The sequence below is a fragment of the Acidiphilium rubrum genome (assembly GCF_900156265.1).
GTDB lineage: Bacteria > Pseudomonadota > Alphaproteobacteria > Acetobacterales > Acetobacteraceae > Acidiphilium > Acidiphilium rubrum.
On sequence record NZ_FTNE01000002.1, the window covers coordinates 120,415 to 138,386 of the forward strand.

15 protein-coding genes are annotated in these 17,972 nt (G+C 64.2%); 10 read left to right on the plus strand and 5 right to left on the minus strand.

Going from position 1 to position 17,972, the window contains the following annotated elements:
- The first annotated feature begins 169 nt into the window (after positions 1-169).
- Entirely contained in the window at positions 170-2,188 is a 2,019-nt protein-coding gene (locus BW994_RS02115; RefSeq protein WP_051657264.1) for a putative bifunctional diguanylate cyclase/phosphodiesterase, read from the plus strand.
- Positions 2,189-2,268: 80 nt separating this feature from the next.
- Here the strand turns inward: BW994_RS02115 and BW994_RS02120 are convergent, their stop codons facing one another.
- The 4 genes from BW994_RS02120 to BW994_RS02135 form a co-directional block, all read right to left on the minus strand.
- On the minus strand, positions 2,269-2,853 hold the full coding sequence (locus BW994_RS02120) for a hypothetical protein (RefSeq protein ID WP_139333946.1): 585 nt from the start codon (positions 2,851-2,853) through the stop codon (positions 2,269-2,271).
- Positions 2,854-3,102: 249 nt separating this feature from the next.
- Entirely contained in the window at positions 3,103-3,741 is a 639-nt protein-coding gene (locus BW994_RS20085; protein ID WP_245594182.1) for a PEP-CTERM sorting domain-containing protein, read from the minus strand.
- Between the two features lie 410 nt (positions 3,742-4,151).
- Positions 4,152-5,486, minus strand: coding sequence for an adenylosuccinate lyase (purB, locus tag BW994_RS02130; protein ID WP_029313011.1), 1,335 nt, complete (start codon positions 5,484-5,486; stop codon positions 4,152-4,154).
- Positions 5,487-5,684: 198 nt separating this feature from the next.
- On the minus strand, positions 5,685-6,806 hold the full coding sequence (locus BW994_RS02135; RefSeq protein ID WP_051657519.1) for a GGDEF domain-containing protein: 1,122 nt from the start codon (positions 6,804-6,806) through the stop codon (positions 5,685-5,687).
- A gap of 221 nt (positions 6,807-7,027) precedes the next feature.
- Between BW994_RS02135 and BW994_RS02140 the strand changes: the two genes are divergently transcribed.
- The 9 genes from BW994_RS02140 (at position 7,028) to BW994_RS02180 (ending at position 16,389) form a co-directional block, all read left to right on the plus strand.
- Positions 7,028-7,639 (plus strand): YjbE family putative metal transport protein, encoded by a 612-nt coding sequence (locus tag BW994_RS02140; RefSeq protein WP_029313009.1) that lies wholly within the window; start codon positions 7,028-7,030, stop codon positions 7,637-7,639.
- Entirely contained in the window at positions 7,627-8,724 is a 1,098-nt protein-coding gene (locus tag BW994_RS02145; RefSeq protein ID WP_245594181.1) for an ABC transporter permease, read from the plus strand. Before BW994_RS02140 ends, BW994_RS02145 begins: the two co-directional genes overlap by 13 nt.
- Entirely contained in the window at positions 8,721-9,467 is a 747-nt protein-coding gene (locus BW994_RS02150) for an ABC transporter ATP-binding protein (RefSeq protein ID WP_175612077.1), read from the plus strand. Before BW994_RS02145 ends, BW994_RS02150 begins: the two co-directional genes overlap by 4 nt.
- A gap of 24 nt (positions 9,468-9,491) precedes the next feature.
- The gene (locus tag BW994_RS02155; protein ID WP_029313006.1) at positions 9,492-10,484 is read left to right on the plus strand and encodes an MlaD family protein; all 993 of its coding nucleotides are present in this window, start codon (positions 9,492-9,494) and stop codon (positions 10,482-10,484) included.
- A gap of 17 nt (positions 10,485-10,501) precedes the next feature.
- Complete coding sequence (locus tag BW994_RS02160; protein WP_245594180.1) at positions 10,502-11,131, plus strand: ABC-type transport auxiliary lipoprotein family protein; 630 nt, start codon at positions 10,502-10,504, stop codon at positions 11,129-11,131.
- A gap of 102 nt (positions 11,132-11,233) precedes the next feature.
- Positions 11,234-11,899, plus strand: coding sequence for a hypothetical protein (locus BW994_RS02165; RefSeq protein ID WP_029313004.1), 666 nt, complete (start codon positions 11,234-11,236; stop codon positions 11,897-11,899).
- Positions 11,896-13,050 carry an SEL1-like repeat protein gene (locus BW994_RS02170; protein ID WP_029313003.1) on the plus strand — a complete coding sequence of 385 codons (1,155 nt, stop codon included), beginning with the start codon at positions 11,896-11,898 and terminating at the stop codon, positions 13,048-13,050. The genes BW994_RS02165 and BW994_RS02170 overlap by 4 nt, the downstream gene beginning before the upstream one ends.
- 20 nt (positions 13,051-13,070) lie before the next feature.
- The gene (locus BW994_RS02175) at positions 13,071-15,227 is read left to right on the plus strand and encodes a M48 family metallopeptidase (RefSeq protein ID WP_139333947.1); all 2,157 of its coding nucleotides are present in this window, start codon (positions 13,071-13,073) and stop codon (positions 15,225-15,227) included.
- Positions 15,228-15,432: 205 nt separating this feature from the next.
- Positions 15,433-16,389 carry an acetyl-CoA carboxylase carboxyltransferase subunit alpha gene (locus BW994_RS02180; RefSeq protein WP_029313001.1) on the plus strand — a complete coding sequence of 319 codons (957 nt, stop codon included), beginning with the start codon at positions 15,433-15,435 and terminating at the stop codon, positions 16,387-16,389.
- 20 nt (positions 16,390-16,409) lie between these two features.
- Here BW994_RS02180 and BW994_RS02185 read toward each other — a convergent pair whose 3' ends face one another.
- Positions 16,410-17,822, minus strand: coding sequence for an NAD(P)H-dependent flavin oxidoreductase (locus BW994_RS02185; RefSeq protein ID WP_029313000.1), 1,413 nt, complete (start codon positions 17,820-17,822; stop codon positions 16,410-16,412).
- Positions 17,823-17,972: the final 150 nt, after the last annotated feature.

The window sequence follows — 17,972 nt, forward strand, 5'->3', positions numbered from 1 at the left end:
TATTCGTGAGTGGCGAGAGGTCGAAAAACGTCCCGCCCCCCGCATTCGATCGACGACCGGGCGACGATGCGTGAGCAAACGTTAGGCTGAGATGCTTTGGGCCGCAGCGACGGCAGAAAGGAGCGATGTGGTGGCGTATTCTGCCCGGTTCGGGAGCGCTGGCAGAGCAATGCCGCCTCATCCGTTCGCACCACCTGCGGAACACGCCGCCCGGCACGGGATCGGCACGCGCCTCGCCGCGTTTCGAACGATGTTCGGCCTGCCCTATCACGATCTGGACCTGGCGCACGCCCAATTGACGGCTCTGGCCCGACAGATTCCGATGCTGTTCATCATCCTGACCGCCAATGCTCTGGCGCTCGCCGCGACCCATATCGAAACCGCGCCGCCGTTCCTGACCATCGTGATGCCGATCGTGTTCTGTTTGATCTGTGCCCATCGGGTCAGGTTCTGGCGCCGGCTGTCGCTGCGATCGGTGGATGGGGTTGGTGCGCTGCATTTTTTGAAAACGATTACTTTCGCGGTCGCCGTATTGGGTGCGGTTTTCACCGCCTGGTCGCTGGCGCTCTACCCTTATGGCGATGCCTACGCGCGCTGCCATGTTGCCTTTTATATGTCGATCACCGTGATCAGCTGCATTCTGTGCCTAACGCAACACCGCAGCGCTGCCCTGCTGCTCACGTTTCTTGTGCTGATCCCCTTCACCATTTTTTTCCTGATTACCGAAAACCTGGTGCTGATCGCCATGGTTGCCAATGTTGTTGTTGTTACCTGGGGTTTGATCATTATCATGCTCCGCAACAACCATAGTTTCGACACGTTGGTCGTCGCGCAGCGCAGCGCGCAGCGATTGTCGGATGAAAATCTGCGCCTGGCGCAGCAGGATGGGCTGACCGGTCTGCCCAACCGGCGCCGCTTCATCGCGGAGCTCGATGATACCCTCGCCGCCGCCCAGCAATCCGGCACGTGTTTTGCCGTCGCGATGATCGATCTGGACCGGTTCAAAGCCGTCAATGACAGTTACGGCCATGGCGCCGGCGATCGGCTGCTGGAACAGATCGGCGGGCGGTTGGGCACCATTGCCGGGGCGGATCGGTTCATTGCCCGGCTCGGCGGCGATGAATTCGGCGCGATCCTGAAGGACACGGCGGATGAAGCTGCAATTCTGGCGTTCGGCGCCCGGCTGCAAGAGCTGCTCGAAGCGCCGTTTGCGCTCAACGCTACCGCTTTGGCGACCATCGGCTGTTCGATCGGTGTTGCGACCTATCCGCAAACCGGCCAGACGGCGGAGGATTTATTCGAGCGCGCGGATTACGCGCTGTATGACGGCAAACAGCATCGCAAGGGCGAGATCGTGCTGTTTTCGCAAGCGCTGGAGACCCAGATTCGCACATCGAGCCAGATCGAACAGGCGCTGCGCAACGCCGACCTTGAAAGCGAGCTATGGCTCGCCTTTCAGCCGATCGTCGATGCGACGACCAACCGAATCCACGCGTTCGAAGCGCTTGCCCGCTGGGAGAGCCCAGAACTTGGCGCGGTATCGCCCGGCGTGTTCATCCCGATCGCCGAACACGCCCAGCTGATCAACCACATCACGCTCGTGCTGTTCGCGAAATATCTCGACGCCCTAAGTCTGGTGCCGGCAACGGCGCTGGTCGGTTTCAATCTTTCGGCCCACGACCTGAATTCGCGCGCCACCATAACGAAAATTCAGGAGATGCTGCGCGGCTCCGGCGTCAATCCGTCACGCATCGTGTTCGAAATCACCGAGACGGCGCTGCTGCGGGATTTCGACCTTGCCGCGGAGACGATCGAGACGTTGCACGACATGGGGACGAGCATCGCGCTCGATGATTTCGGTGCGGGGTTTTCGAGCCTTGGTTATGTGCATCGTCTGAAACTGGATAAGATCAAGATCGACCGCGGTTTCGTCAGTGATATCGAACACAGCGACACCGCGCCGAAAATCATCCGCTCGCTGATCGATCTTTGCCGAAACCTCGAAGTCTCTTGCGTCGTCGAGGGGGTTGAAACGCCGGCTCAGCTGACGCTGTTGCTCAGCTTAGGTGCCAAACTCATCCAGGGCTATTTGTTCGCAAAACCAATGCGGATCGAAGCCGTCGCCGCGTGGTGTGAACGCACCAACCCGTTAGCGTCGCTGATGTATCCCGATCGGTTGTGTGGGTGATGTGAGGCGGAGGTGCGGCACGGGATTCTGTGTTTTTTGTTATGATATCGTAACGATATGGGCGTGCGAAGGCGCTTGGGTCAGGCGGGTTGAATTTTGAAATCGGGGGTTGGGGTGGGGGATTCGGATTGGGTGGGGTCTGGGGTGCCGAAGATGATGTGGCGGCGGGAGTCTGGTGGTGGGTCGGGGGCGAAGGGGGGTTCGGTGGGCAGGTCGATGCCCATGGCGTTGTAGAGCGGGGTCAGGATGCGGATGAGTCTGGGGTTGGCTACTAGGAACCCTGCGAATTCGGGGTCGGCGAGGATGTGTTGCAGGGTGAAGCGGGTGAAGCCGGTTTCGGGGATCAGGCGGTAGAGCCAGGCTTCGCGGCACGGCAGGGTGAGGCGTTTGCGGCGGGCGCGGGGTGGCTGGGGGTCGGGTTGGGCTTCGGGGTTGGGTTCGGGGGTTGGTTTGGCGGCTGGTTTGGCGCGCGGTTGGATGGGGCCGCGGGCGAGGGCGGCGAGGAAGCGGGTGGTGAGGTTTTGCAGGCGGGTCCAGATCCGGTTGACCATGGGGATGGGGACGTAGCCGGCGGGTCCGTGTTCGGCCACGGCGTCGCACAGGGCGTTCATCATGACGATGAAGCAGCGGATGACGAAGGGGGGATTGGTTGGGGTTGCGCGCACGCAGGCATGATAGGCGGCAGGCCGGGGGGTGAGAAAGCGTTTTGTTAGGGCAGCCGTTAGTTTTCAGTGAGGCAACCAGCCGCCCCCACCCCAGTCCCAGATCAAAAAAGTTTTTTGCTTCTTTTTTACAAAAAAGAAGCCTTACGCCGCTCCCCCATCCAATCCGCCCGAGCCATGACCCGTTGGTCGCTGCGATGCGGGCCGGGCGGTGCGACCCGATGATTGGGACGCACCGCGCGGAGGGGCGGATCAGGCGGTTTTGCGGCGGCGGCGGAGCACCACGCCGAGACCGATCAGGCCGGTGCCAAGCAAGGCGAGCGAGCCGGGTTCCGGGACGTTCACCTTGTTGTCCACTTCGGCCAGCAGGATGTTGCCGCTGAGGGCGGTGACGTCGAGATAGCGGTAGGTGCCGATGATGTTGCCGGCGAGATTGCCGATCAGGTTGTCGTTGGTGCCGGTGGCGAGTTGGTGCGTGCTCAGTTTTCCGGCGACGTTGGAGCCGTAGACCGCCCATTCGTCGTTGCCGCTCGTGCTGCCGGCCTGGAAGCTGAGCGCCATGCTGGTGATCTGTGAGGAACTGGCCAGATTGATCAGGTCTAGCTGGATGAAGCTGCCGGGCGTGATTTCGTGATCACCGGAGGGATCGTTGGTCAGGCCGACGCCTTGTTCGCCCGACCCCTGGTCTTTGCCGTAGAGATCCTGGAACTTATAGCGGTTGCCGTCGGCCTTGGTATAGCCGGTCGCGGTGATGTCGATCGGCGGGTTGAGGACGGGGGTGCTTGCGTAGGTATGAGTGTGTCCAAGGCTGCCGTTGCTACCGACAAAGTTCCAGACCACATCGATCGTTCCGGCCTGAGCGGCGCCGAGGCTGACGACGGCCATCGACATTGACGTGGCCGTCAGGAGAAGCAGTTTTTTCAAATTTCGCATTCAATTAACCTTTCGTTGTATCGAGCATGCAATTATGCACAACCGTAATCGGATTATTGCAATTTACGTGCCAATTTTTCATTTCAGTAAAAACAATGACATAAGCGCGTACAATAATTTAGATGTAAAAGATTCCGACACTCCAGGGCGTATCGGGGGCCGTTGTCGTCGACCAACGACAATGAGGTGCAGACTGGTTTCGCTGCCGAGGCCGCGCCGGGCGTTATACAGGCTCGCGGCGAGGGTAGCGGTGATGGTGGGCGGCGCCATGCGCGGACTACCGGATGAAGCTGTTTGTGCCTCCACCCCGGTTCCTGATCACCCAAAGTTTTTTGCTTCTTTTTTACAAAAAAGAAGCCTTACTTTCCCTATTCCTGAAACACCCGCTCGAAAATCGTGTCGATCCGGGCGAGGTGCAGGTTCGGGTTCATGGCGGTGTCGATGGCTTCGGGGGTGATGCGGCCGGCGACCTCGGGGTCGGCGAGGAGGTGGTCGCGGAAGCGTTTCGCGTCGGGGTGGCCGAGGGTGGTCCAGGTGGCCATGGCGTTGCGCTGGATGATTTTATAGGAATCTTCGCGCGAGATGCCGGAGCGGGCGAGGAGGAGGAGGATTTCGCCGGAGTGGACGACGCCGCCGAGGCTTTCGAGGTTTTCGGTCATGCGGTCGGGGTAGATGGTGAGTTTGTCGATCATGCCGGCGAGGCGGTTGAGGGCGAAGTCGAGTGTGATGGTGGCGTCGGGGGCGATCACGCGTTCGACCGAGGAGTGGCTGATGTCGCGCTCGTGCCAGAGGGCGACGTTTTCGAGCGCGGGGAGTGCGTAGCCGCGTACGATGCGGGCGAGGCCGGTGAGGTTTTCCGACAGGACCGGATTGCGCTTGTGCGGCATGGCCGACGAGCCTTTCTGGCCGGGGTGGAAGAACTCTTCGGCTTCGCGGACTTCCGAGCGCTGGAGGTGGCGGATTTCGGTGGCGAGGCGTTCGATGCCGGAGGCGATGACCGCGAGGGTGCAGAAATAGGCGGCGTGGCGGTCGCGCGGGATGATCTGGGTCGAGACCGGTTCGACCGCGAGGCCGAGATGGGCGGCGACGTGGGCTTCGATGCGCGGGTCGAGATGGGCGAAGGTGCCGACGGCGCCGGAGATGGCGCAGGTGGCGATTTCGGTGCGGGCGGTGAGCAGGCGGGCGCGATTGCGGGCGAATTCGGCGTAGTGGCCGGCGAGTTTGAGGCCGAAGCTGGTGGGTTCGGCGTGGATGCCGTGGCTGCGGCCGATGGTGGGGGTGAGTTTGTGTTCGAGCGCGCGTTTTTTCAGCGCCGCCATGACGGCATCGATGCCCTGGAGGAGGAGGTCGGTCGCCTGGGTGAGCTGGACGGCGAGACAGGTGTCCAGCACGTCCGAGCTGGTCATGCCGAGGTGGACGAAGCGGCTGTCCGGCCCGATCGGTTCTGCGAGCCAGGTGAGGAAGGCGATGACGTCGTGGCGGGTGACGGCTTCGATGTCGGCGATTTTGGTGACATCGGCCTCGGTCATCGCGGCGATCGCGGCGCCGCCGTGGGTGCGGATGGCGGCGGCGGCTTCGGCCGGGACATCGCCGGTGGCGACCATGGCTTCGGCGGCCAGCGCCTCGATTTCGAACCAGATGCGGTAGCGGTTCAGATCCTGCCAGATCGCCACCATGAGGGGGCGGGAATAACGCGGTACCATCGGGGTCTCCTTGCTCGCGCGGCGGTTTTGGGCGGGGGCGGTTGGGTTGGCAAGGGGAGGGCGCGGGAAAAGGGAAGGCTTCTTTTTTGGAAAAAAGAAGCAAAAAACTTTTTGACTCCGGGGCACGGGCGTTTGAGGCGGCACGGGCTCAGATTGGTGAAGTTTTTTTGCTTCTTTTTTGTTCGCAAAAAAGAAGAGCTACGCTGCCGTGACCTTGTCCTGCGGTGACCCGGTGTTGCCCGTATCGAGGATGATACGGTTTCGTCCCTGGTCTTTGCCGCGATAGAGGGCTTGATCGGCGCGGGCGACGGCGGCATCGAAGGATTCGCCGGGGGCTAGGGTGCTGATGCCCATGGTGAGGCTGATGCTGACGTGGATGTCGCCGATTTGCGGCTTGAAGGCGGTGAGGCGTTCCTGAAACCGGGTTGCGAGTTCGGCGGCGCCTTCGATTGGTGTGTCGGGCAGGACGACGAGAAACTCTTCGCCGCCCCAGCGGGCCAGGATATCCTCGCCGCGGATCAGCTCGCTGAGTTCTGCGGCGACCGTGGTCAGGATGCCATCGCCCGCTTTGTGGCCGAACCGGTCGTTGATGAGTTTGAAATGATCGATATCGACGAGGATGAAGGACAGATCGGCACTGCCGCGCTCGGCGGCGGCGATGCTGCGGGCGGCCATTTCGATGGTGGAGCGGCGGTTGAGCAATCCGGTCAGGGGATCGGTGGTGGCGAGGCGCTGGAGTTTCTGTTCGGCGGCGATGGCGAGGCGGCGGTACATCAGGGTGAAGTAGGTGACCATGCCGATCAGGACCGTGGCGTTGTAGGCTTGCAGGAACACGAGGGCGGCGTGGCCGATCGGCGCGAGCGGGTGCAGCGTTGCGGCGAGGATCATCAGGGCGATGAAATAGGCCCATAGCCAGGCGATGAGGATGATGGCGCGCCGGCGCGGCATGCTGATGGCGATTGTGGGCACGAACATGAGCAGATAGAAGAAATAGCCGCTGTTCCATCCGCTGAGCAGGGTTCCGATGGTGGCGTGGCCGAAGACTTCCGCCCAGATCAGCGCGACGGCGAGGCGGTTGCGCCTGTGCTTGAGCAGGCGGTGGATGACGGCGTAGAGGCCAGCGCTGAACAGGTTCATCGCGGCCTGGGTGACTGAATGCTCGGCGAGGAAGAAGGGGACGAAGAGCAGATCGTCGAGCCCGGCGACGATGACGATGCGTGCGAGCAGGACCCAGCTGTTTTTGGCGATGGCCGATCCGCCCACCTGGTGTGGCGGGGCCGCTTTGCTCGATTGGCCCGCCGCTGCGGAAGCGGTCTTCATCGGTCGCGCCCCTGGGGTTCGGAATCATCGCTGGTCTCATTTTTCTAGCACAGAGTTCTCAAGATCGGGTAAACAATATTGAGTTTGAGACGGTCGATCGGCACGGACGCGAACGAACGAAGTTTTTTTTGCTTCTTTTTTGTTCACAAAAAAGAAGACCTTCCTGCCCCTGCCCTGGCGTTCCGGTTGACAACCAAGGACGCAGACGCGAACCACGCTGCATGAACATGGCTCTCGCCGATCTTGCCGTGCTGGCGCAGGTTTTGCTGATCGATCTGGTGTTGGCGGGCGACAATGCGATCGTGATCGGGTTGGCGGTTGCGCGGTTGCCGAAGGCGCAGCAGCGGCAGGCGATCTTGATCGGGGTGGGGGCGGCGACGGTCATTCGGATCGGGTTGGCGTTGGTGGCGTTGCGGCTGCTGGCGGTGATCGGGCTGACGTTGGCGGGCGGGATTCTCCTTTTGTATGTCGCGTGGAAATCGTGGCGGGAGTTTCGGCGCCAGCCGCTTGCGGTGAATGAGGCGGCGCCGGCGCGGCTGCGGGATGCGGCGATCCGGATCGTGATTGCCGATCTGTCGATGAGTCTGGACAATGTGTTGGCGGTGGCAGGGGCGGCGCGGGATCATCCGTTGTTGTTGGCGGGCGGGCTGGTGTTTTCGGTGGCGTTGATGGGGTTGGCCGCGAATATCGTGGCGCGGTTGTTGACGCGGCATCGCTGGCTGGTCTGGGTTGGGCTTGCCATCGTGCTATATGTGGCATTGACAATGATTCACGCGGGGGGCCTGCAGGTCGCTCATCACATGGGATTGCACGTGCCTGCATGGCTCGGATGACGGCGGTTCAGCTTGAGGTTGCCAGCGAGGGCGGCGGCACGGTGATCAGCCTGGCCGGGCCGCTGACCGCGACGGCGCTGGCGCCGGTGTGGACGCGCGCGGTGGATGCGGCGCGGCGGGCGGGGGATGGGCTCGCGATCGATGTTTCCGGGGCTGAGCTGATCGATACATCGGGGGCGGCGCTGCTGCTGGCGCTGGAGCGGGATCATTCGGGGCGGATCGAGTGGCGCGGGCTGGGCGAGAAGCCGGCGCAGTTGATGGCGCGGCTGCGCCTGGCGGTGCCGGAGGGGGTGACGGCGAAGGTGCCGGCGCGGACGGTGGCGCGCACCAGCGTATGGCGGACATTTTTGATCCGGGTGACGTTTTTCGGCCAGACGATTCTGGCGACGGCGAGCCTGCCGGGCAAGCTGCGGTTTTTGCGGGGGGGTAATTTTTTCCGGCTGGTGGAGCGGGCGGGGACGCAGGCGATGCCGCTGGTGGGGATGATGGGATTTTTGATCGGGATGATCCTGGCGTTCCAGTCGGCGATTCCGATGAGGCAGTTCGGGGCGGATATTTATGTGGCGGCGCTGGTGTCGCTGTCGTTGTTTCGGGAGTTGGGGCCGCTGCTGGGGGCGGTTATTCTCGCGGGGCGGACCGGGTCGGCGTTCGCGGCCGAATTGGGCACCATGGTGGTCAACGAGGAGGTGGCAGCGCTGACGACCATGGGGATCGATGCGGAGACGATGCTGGTGATTCCGCGGATGGCGGCGGCGATGGTGGTGATGCCGGCGCTGGCGCTGGGCGTGGACATTGCCGGGGTGTTGGGCATGGGGCTGGTGATGATGATCCTGGGGTTTCCGCCTTCGGCGATTCTCAATCAGATCCAGATGGCGACCGGGCCGTATGATCTGTTGCTCGGGCTGTTCAAGGCGGTGGTGTTTGGGGCGGCGATCGGGTTGATCGGGTGCCGGGCGGGGTTGACCGCGGGGGGTGGGCCGCGCGCGGTGGGCGAGGCGGCGACATCGGCGGTGGTGGGCGGGATCGTGGTGACGATTCTGCTCGATGGGCTGTTCGCGGTGATTTTTTATCGGTTGGGCCTGTGAGCGCGGCTTGTGCGCCGGCGATCGTGGTGGATCATGCCGGGCAGAGTTTCGGCGGGCGGGTGATTTTCGAGGATGTGAGTTTTACGGTTGCGACCGGCGAGGTGTTCGTGGTGCTGGGCGGGTCGGGGTGCGGCAAATCGACGCTGCTCAAGCAGATGATCGGGCTGCTGACGCCGACCAAGGGGCGGATCACCGTAGGCGGCTATGATGTGGTGGAGCGGGTGGCGTTGGTGCGGCGCGAGATTGGCGTGATGTTTCAATCGGGCGCGTTGTTCGGATCGATGACGCTGCTGGAGAACGTGATGTTGCCGCTGGTGATGTTCACGGATTTGCCGGCGCGGGCGCGGGCGGAGATTGCGCGGATCAAGCTCGCGATGGTCGGGCTGGCGGAGGCGGTGAATTTGCTGCCATCCGAGATTTCGGGCGGCATGGCGAAGCGAGCGGCGATTGCGCGGGCGCTGGCGCTGGACCCGCCGATCTTGTTTCTCGATGAGCCTTCGGCCGGGCTCGATCCGATCACCGGGGCGGGGTTGGACCGGTTGATATTGGATTTGCGGGCGACGCTGGATTGCACGTTCGTGGTGGTGACGCATGAGTTGCAGTCGATTTTCGCGATCGCGGACCGGTGTGTCATGCTCGATCGCGAGGCGCGCGGCATGATCGCGCTCGGGGTGCCGCGCGATTTGCAGCAATCGAGCACGCACCCGACGGTGCGCGCGTTTTTCAACCGGGATGCCCCATGATGGATTGCGAGAGGAACGCCAGAGATGGAGGGTAAGGGGGCGGCGCTGCGGACCGGGCTGTTCGTGCTGGGCGGCATTGTCGTGCTGATCGGGGCGATTTTCATTTTGTCGGGCAATGCGTTCCGCTCGGGGCTGAATTATGAATCCTATTTCGCGGAATCGGTGCAGGGGCTCGATGTCGGCTCGGCGGTTAAGTTCAGGGGGGTGACGATCGGCAAGGTGACGGATATCGGGCTGGTTTCGGCGGAGTATCCGCCGGCCAATCCGGCCGATCTGGTCCAGCCGGTGTATCATCAGGTGGTGGTGCGGTTTCGGGTCGATCCGAAGAAGATCGGGCCGGATGCGAATTTCGGCGGGGCGATCGATCATGGGTTGCGGGTGCAGGTGGCGCCGCAGGGGATTACCGGGCTTGCGTATCTGGAGCTCAGCTTCGTCTCGCCGACGCAGCATCCGGTCAAGCCGATCGCGTGGCATCCGCGCAGCTTGGTGATACCCTCGATTCCGAGCACGCTGACGCAGGTGCAGGATGCGGTGCAGAATTTCCTGACCAATATGAACGGGGTGAAATTCGATCAGACTGTGAAGCTGCTGACCTCGACGATCGATACGCTGAATCAGGAGATTACCACCGGGGATGCGCATCAGGCGATCGCAAACGCCAACGGGTTGCTGGCGGAGTTGAAATCGCAGGTGGCGCAGGCGGATCTGCCGGCGACGACCGCTTCGATCCGCAATCTGGCGGATGGGGCGAAGACCAATGCGATTCTGGATCAGCTGGATCGGACCAGCCGTGAATTGGCGACCGCGACCGCCGCGATGCCGGCGCTGCTGGCGGATACCAAGGCGACGGTTGCGACGGCGAACCGGGCGACGGCGACGCTGACGCGGCAGATGATGCCGATTTTGCGCAATCTGGATCAGGCATCGTCCAACCTCGATGAACTATCCGAGACGTTGAAGAATAATCCGGCGGTGGTGCTGCGGGGCGCGCCGCCGCCGCCGCGGATGCCGCGCTGATGTTTGGGAGCCGACGCATGATGAGCCTCGATCGCCGCCATTTTCTGCTTGCGACACCGCTGGCGCTGGCCGGGTGCGGCGGCATTCTGGCCAAGCAGCCATATGTCGCGCGGAGCGATTGGCCGCTGGCACCGCCGCCGCCGGTGGGTGCCGGGGTGGGTGGACGCGGGGTGGTGCAGGTTCAGGGGATTGCTGCCGGGCCGACGCTGAGCCAGCGCGGGCTGATCACGCTACTGGCGGATGGCAGCATTCATCAGGGGTATTACAATCGCTGGGCGACCGCGCCGGCGCAGGCGACCACCGCCGCGCTGATCGCCTGGTTGGAGGCTTCGGGCGCGTTTGCCGCCGTGGTGGGCGAGGGTAGTTCGCTGACGCCGGATCTGATCGTGGAGGGGACGCTGGATACGCTGCTGGCTGATCCGGCTGCTCAGGTCGCGCGGGCGGCGTTGACGCTGGTGGTGGCCAAGCCGGTGGGGATCGGCGAGCGGCCGTTGGCGCAGCGGCGGCTGCGGGCGACGGCGCCGCTGGCGGGGGTGACGGCGCCCGATCTGGTTGCCGCGCAACGGGCGGCGCTGGCGGGGGTGCTGGGGCAGGCGGTGGCGCTGGTGCGGGGGTTGGGTGCTGCGGGTGGCGCGGACTCGCACTAAAAAATTGTCTTTGTGCTTTTTTTGTTCACAAAGCGCAGGACTTCTCATGATCTGTCGGTTACATCGTATCTCTGACATCTTTGAACCAACGAGGGAGCGACAATGGCGGCAGGGTTCAAGCTACGGGCGGTGCAGAAATCGGTGCGGGCTGCCTGGCAGGCATTGCCGGAACCGCGATCGACCGCCGAGCGGATTGCGGTTTATCAGGAAATCAAGGCGCAATACGAGGTTGGTGGCGCGCTGACGCGACGCCAGGATGCGGCGTTGGCGCGGATGGTTGCACTGCTGCCGGCGGCACCGCAGGCGCCGGCGGTGCCACGAGTGGCGATGACGCTGGCTGTCCTTTGCATTATTTATGCCCTGTTGCTGTCGCTCAACGTGCTGGTGGTGGCTGATGCGCCGATGCTGCCGCCGGTCGCGCAGATTTTGCTTTCGCTGTTCATTCTGGGGTTTGCCGCGAGCATCGCGATGACCGGCTGGGGGGTTTACCGCCAGCCGACCGGCGTGGCGTTTGCCGGGCTGGTCGCGGTGTCGCTCATGTTGCTCGCGATGTCGCTGCGGGCGGGGCTCGGGCTGGTCGAGATCGATGGTGGTTCGATCGGGGCGGTCGGGCTTCTGGTGAGCATTGGTCTGCTGATCACGATTCAGGTGATGGCGCGGCGCGGCCGGGGGCTGGTGGCGGCGGATGTGACGTTTTTGATCGGCAATGCGCGCAAGGCCAGCGACGGCGGCTGGGATTTCCGTACGAGGGCGGAGCGCGCGGCGTGAAGCCGGCAACAACGCGGGCGGACCGGATTTTCTACGCGCTGGTTGGGCTGTGGTGCCTGATGATCGCCGGTATTGCGGTTGTGAGCGGGCGGCATGGTCCGGCGGGATTGCCGAAACCCTATCCGGTCGCGGTGTGGCATCGCAGTGCGCTGTACGCGCCGGATGTTTCGGGCAAGCAGGCGCTTGCCATGGCACATTCGCCGGATGCACGGACCCGGGCGCTGGCCGATGTGTTCATCGCGGCGCAGCAGGTTTACGGCTATCGGCACGCGATTCCAGCCGATCGGACAACCGGGCTTGCGACGCTCGCTTCACGCTGCGCGGCGGGGGATGATCGGGTTGTGCGAGTGGCGGCCTGTACGTCGCTGGGGGACATCCGGCTGTTCGGGGCCGGTTCCGATCGGACGGTGGTCGATCTGGCGGCGGCGCAGCGGGCGTATGCCGCGGCGATTGCCGCCGGTTCGGCGCGCAGTGCCGCGCAGGCGGCGGTTCTGCTGCAACTTCATCCCAAGGTCGCGGTGCTGCCAGTGTTGAGCGCGGCGGCGGCGGGGGCATTGTCGAGCGCCGCCGCGGCGCCGACGGCCGGATCGCTGAGAGATGCACTTTATCATGTGTCGGCACTGCGCGGGTATCACAGGGGCTGCTTTGCCTATGCCGTCCTGCTGATCCGCCATTCCGCCCGGCTGAAGTCGACCGACCCTGCCCTTGCCGCCAAGCTGCATGGCGAGGGCGAGCGCTGGATCATGACGGCGGCGACCCTGCCCTATCCTTCGGCGACCGCTGAGCGATTCCTTGGGGATGCGTGGCTGGAGGGGTTCTGGAACCTGACGCCGTCCGACCGTGAGGCGGCGGTGTGGTACACGCGGGCGATGCACGACGGCAGCGCGCGGGCGGCGTTTCAGCTTGCGCGGCTGTATGCGCTGGGCAAGATCGTGCCGGATGGGCCGCCCACGGCACCGGTGCGGGCGATTGCGGCGGCGGAGCTTGCGGCGCAGATGACCAAAAAGGGTACCGGGCTACACCACCGGGCATCGGCGCTGGCGGTTGCGGTTGCGACTGATCAATCATCGGGCGTCGGCGACGAGGCGGCAAAATATGGCGCTACGTTGTTCAGGACATATCCGCGGCTGTCGTTCGCACTGAACGATTGAGCGCGGCGGGAGGGATCGACATGACCGTTGCACCAAGTCAGACTTCGCTGGTTCGTCTGGCCGGATTGATGGTGGCGGTGCCGGTGGCGTTGCTGGCGTTCGGCCTTTGGCAGGTGCCGGTGGTCGGGCATGACGTGGCGCAGCGCGTGCGGATGGTGCAGGGGTTCGACCGTGAGGTTGGGCAGATCGGCGCGGTGGTGACGCGTGATCCGCACACGGTGCTGACGTTTCGGGATGGCAGGCGGCTTGCGGCGCCGGACGCGCTGGCGCTGGTGCGCGGTGCGCGGGATCGGACCGGCGGGCGGGTGGTGATGGCGCGCATCCGGTTCGGGTTCACGGTGCTTGCGGTGGTGGCCGGCTTGGTGGCGCTGATCGCCGGACTGGCCGGGTGGCTGGTGGCCGCCGCGCTCAAGTTTGGCAGCGTGGTCTCGCGCGAGCGCCTGGTGATGGTGGCGGCGCTGACGCGGCGCACGCTGCCGGCGGTGCTGGGCGTGCAGTATGTCGCGATCGCGCTGGGTGTTACCGGGGTGGTGTTCAGCCTGGTGATGGCGCTGTTCAGTGATCCTGGCGCGATCCTCGATGATCCGCGCCCGCTGATATTGGCGATTGCGCTGGCGGGGGTGCTGCTGGCGGCGGCGTGGAAAATCCTGCTGCGGCTGCGCGCGGCGTTCAGCCTGTTCGCCGCCGAGCCCTATCCGCTGCTGGCGCGCGAATTGGCCGATGCCGATGCGCCGGGATTATGGGCGCTGGTGCGCGATGCGGCGCAGCGGCAGGCGGCGCTGGCACCCGATCATATCGTGGTGGGGGTGACCGATGGGTTTCATGTGACATCGGGCGGGGTGCGTTTGCTGCCGGAGGAACGGGTGATCGAGGGGCGCACGCTGCATGTGCCGCTCACCACCCTGTCGCTGCTGGGGCGGGAGGAGACGCTTGCGGTGATCGGGCATGAACTCGCGCATTTCGCCGGGGAGGACACGGTTTACAGCCTGCGCTTCCTGCCGACCTACGCCAGCCTGCATCGCAGCGCGCTGGCCATGATGGTGGCGCAGCGCCGGCCACCGCGGACGCTGGTGCTGCTGCCCGGGCTTGCGCTCAGCCTGTTCGTGACCGCGTGTTTCGACGAGGCGGTGAGCCATTGGAGCCGGCAGCGCGAGTTGCAAGCCGACCGTGCCGGTGCGGCGCTGGTGACGCCGCTGCACGCGGGGAGCGCGCTGATCCGGATTGCGGCGAGCGATGATCTGACCACGTCCGTACTGCGCGACGATGCCGCACGGCCAATGGCGGATGCGCCGCATCTGATCGAAATCCTGTCACGCCGGATGGCCGCGTTCGGCGTGCCGGCGGCGGATGGGCATTTGCAAAAGCGCCAGCCGCACCCGACCGATCGGCATCCGCCGGTGTCGGTGCGGCTGGAGTCGATGGGAGTGGTGCCCGACGAGGCGCTGCTGTCGATGGCGCGCCGGCCGGTGGGCGATGCGGAGACGGCGTTCATCGCCGCGCTGTTCGCGGACCTGCCTGAGCTCTGCACGCAGTTGAGCGTTGATTTCCGCGCCAAGGTTGCGGCAGACAATAACGCCATCAACACCGCCCTGGCTGCCAAGGCTGCCGAGGTCGATGGCACGGAGACGGTCTATTACGAGCAGCCGGTGCTGATTTGTGTGGCCTATGGCGCACTGGCCCTGCTGGCACTGCTGGTGGGCGCGGGATATCTGTATCTTGGGTTCACCCCGCCGGTGACGGGCACCGCCGGATCATCGGCCACCAGTATGTTTGCGTTCGGCGGCGTGATGCTGAGCCTGGGTTTATATGGCAGCTACACCGTGTTCAACCTGCTGCGCGATCGGGCCGCGCCGTTTCTGATCCTGCGGCCGGAGGGATTCGCGAGCGCTGGGCTGGAGGGCAAGATCGACTGGCTGGCGGTTCGGCATGTGCGGCTGAACCACAACAGGACCACTTGCATCGTCACGGTCTTCCTGCGCCCGGATGCACCGGAACCGCCGCTGGCGCGCCGCCACCGGCGGTTGAAATGGCTGGCGAAGCCCCATGCGCTGCGGCTGCGCTGCAAGATGATCGTGACCCCCAAGCGGAACCGGATGCTGTCGGAGACGATCGATCGGTATGTGCGCGCGGCTTATGCGCGGGCGGCGCTGCGCGAGCGGGGAGTCGAGGGCGTGTGAAGGCAAGGTCTTCTTTTTTGTAAAAAAGAAACAAAAAACTTTTTTTGATCTGGGGCACGGGCGGTTTCACCGGCACTAGCTCAAATTAACAAAGTTTTTTTTGCTTCTTTTTTGTTCACAAAAAAGAAGTTCTTTCTTACCCTTCGCGCCGCCCTGAAGGGCTGGATGATTTGACATCACGGCCGTTCTGCGACACCCGACACCCATGCGTCATTTTCTCGATTTCGAAAAACCGGTCGCCGAACTGGAGGCCAAGATTGAAGAGCTGCGCCGGATGACCGATCCGGGCGAGTTGAACATCGCCCAGGAGGTATCGCAGCTTTCCGACAAGGCCGAGCGGCAGTTGCGCAATTTGTACGGCAAGCTCACGCCCTGGCAGAAGACCCAGGTGGCGCGGCATCCGGAACGGCCCAAGGCGAAGGACATGATCGCCGGGCTGATCACCGAGTTCACCCCGCTTGCCGGGGACCGGGCGTTTGCCGAGGATGCCGCGATCATCGCGGGGCCGGGGCGGTTTCAGGGTGAGCCGGTCATGGTCATCGCGATCGAGAAAGGGTCCGATCTCGATAGCCGGCTCAAGCATAATTTCGGCTCGCCGCGGCCGGAGGGCTATCGCAAGGCGCGGCGGATGATCGAGCTGGCGGGGCGGTTCGGCCTGCCGATTTTATCGTTCGTCGATACTTCGGGGGCGTATCCCGGCATCGATGCCGAGGCGCGCGGCCAGGCAGAGGCGATTGCGCGCGGGATCGATGCGTGTCTTGCGGCTCCGGTGCCGTTCATTGCGACGATCATCGGGGAAGGCGGTTCGGGCGGTGCGATTGCGATCGCCGCCGCCGATGTGGTTCTGATGTATGAGCATGCGATCTATTCGGTGATCTCGCCGGAGGGCTGCGCGGCGATTCTGTGGGAGGACCGGGCGATGGCCCCGCAGGCCGCCGAGGCGATGAAGGTGACCGCGCAGGATTTGAAGCGGTTGGGCATTATCGACCGGATCGTGCCCGAACCGCTCGGCGGCGCGCATCGCGCGCCGGATGCGGCGGTGGCGCAGCTGGGCGAGGCGATCGCCACCGCGCTCGCGCCGCTCAAGACGATGGCGCCGGAAGCGCTGCGCGCCAAGCGCCGGGAGAAATTCCTGGCGATGGGGCAGAGCGCGGTAGTGTAGCGCCGCGTGAGCGGCCGCGGTCAGCGGCCGGTCATGATCCGTTCGAACAATTGCTTCACGGTGGGGATGAAGCCGTTGGAATAGAACGGGTCGGTGGCGAAGCGGTAGCCGTTGTGGCCACTGAACATCAGGTTGCGTTCGACCGATTCCGGGTTTTCGCCATCATGGGCGATGTCCTGGAGGGTTTTCTGGATGCAGAAGCTGCGCGGGTCGGCTTTTTTGCCGGTCGAGAACTCCGGGCCTTCCTGCGACCAGTTGGAAAACCGGCAGTGCGACAGGCAGCCCATGCAGTTGACCTGATCGCGCTGGATGTCTTCGAGGGCGGCCTGGGTTTCGAACACCAGCGTCGAATCGGGGGTGCGGAGCGCCTCGATGAAGCCTTCGCGCTCCCAGCCGCGCACGCGGGCGAGGTCGGCCGTGGTGAGCCAGACCGGGCGTTTGCGCGGGCCGACGCCATATTCGGCGGTGTGGGCGCCGACCGGCTCACCGGTATAGGCGACCTGGCGTTCGGAGCGGGCGCGCAGGCTCTGGATGAAGTCGTTATTGACCGCGCTGGAATAGAACCCGGTGGGCGAGAAGCGGTTGAGGAAGATGTCGCCTGCCTTCAAGGTGAGCAGGCGCTGTTTCCAGACATCGCTGATCGGGCTTTCCTGGGTCAGCAGCGGGCGGGTGCCGAATTGGAAGGCGATCGGGCCGACATCGGGGTTGTCCAGCCAATCCTCCCATTCTTCGAGCCACCAGACGCCGCCGGCCATGATGATCGGCGTGGCATCGAGGCCGAATTCGCGCATCTGTTTGCGCAGCGCGATGACGCGCGGCAGCGGGTTTTCGGGTTTGGTGGGATCTTCGGAGTTCGACAGGCCGTTGTGGCCACCGGCGAGCCAGGGGTCTTCATAGACGACGCCGCCCATCAGATCGGCCGCCTTGTGATAGGCGCGGCGCCACAGCGCGTTGAAGGCGCGGGCGGAGGAGACGATGGGGTAGTAGTGGACGTTGAATTTCGAGGCGATTTCGGACAGTTTATAGGGCATGCCGGCACCGCAGGTGATGCCGCTGATCAGCCCCTTAGCACCTTCGAGAATGCCGGTGATGACGCGCTCGGCGGCACCCATTTCCCACAGGATATTGGCGTGGATACGGCCCTGGCCGTTGGATTCCTCGTGCGCGCGCTGGGCCTGGGCGATGCCGCCTTCGATCGCGTAGGTCACGAGTTCCTCGTGGCGGGCGCGCCTGGTGGTGCCGTGGTAGAGTTGCGGGATCGGGTTGCCGTCCGCATCGTAGGAATCGGCATTGACCGCGCTGAACGTGCCGACGCCGCCCGACGCCGCCCATTGGCCGGCCGAACGCCCGTTCGAAATTGCGACGCCTTTGCCGCCTTCGACCAGCGGCAGCACATCGGCCCCGCCCATCCGGATCGCGTTGATCGTTTTCATCGTGTCGGCAACCTGTTCATCGCGCTGCGATTGTTCCTGAAGTTCAAACCGGCCAGCCGGGGCAGCCGATCGGTGGTGATTTCGTCCCTGACGTTGATATGGTGCGGCGGCAGGTTGTGGAAACCATCGCCGTCCGTCCTTATCCTGTCC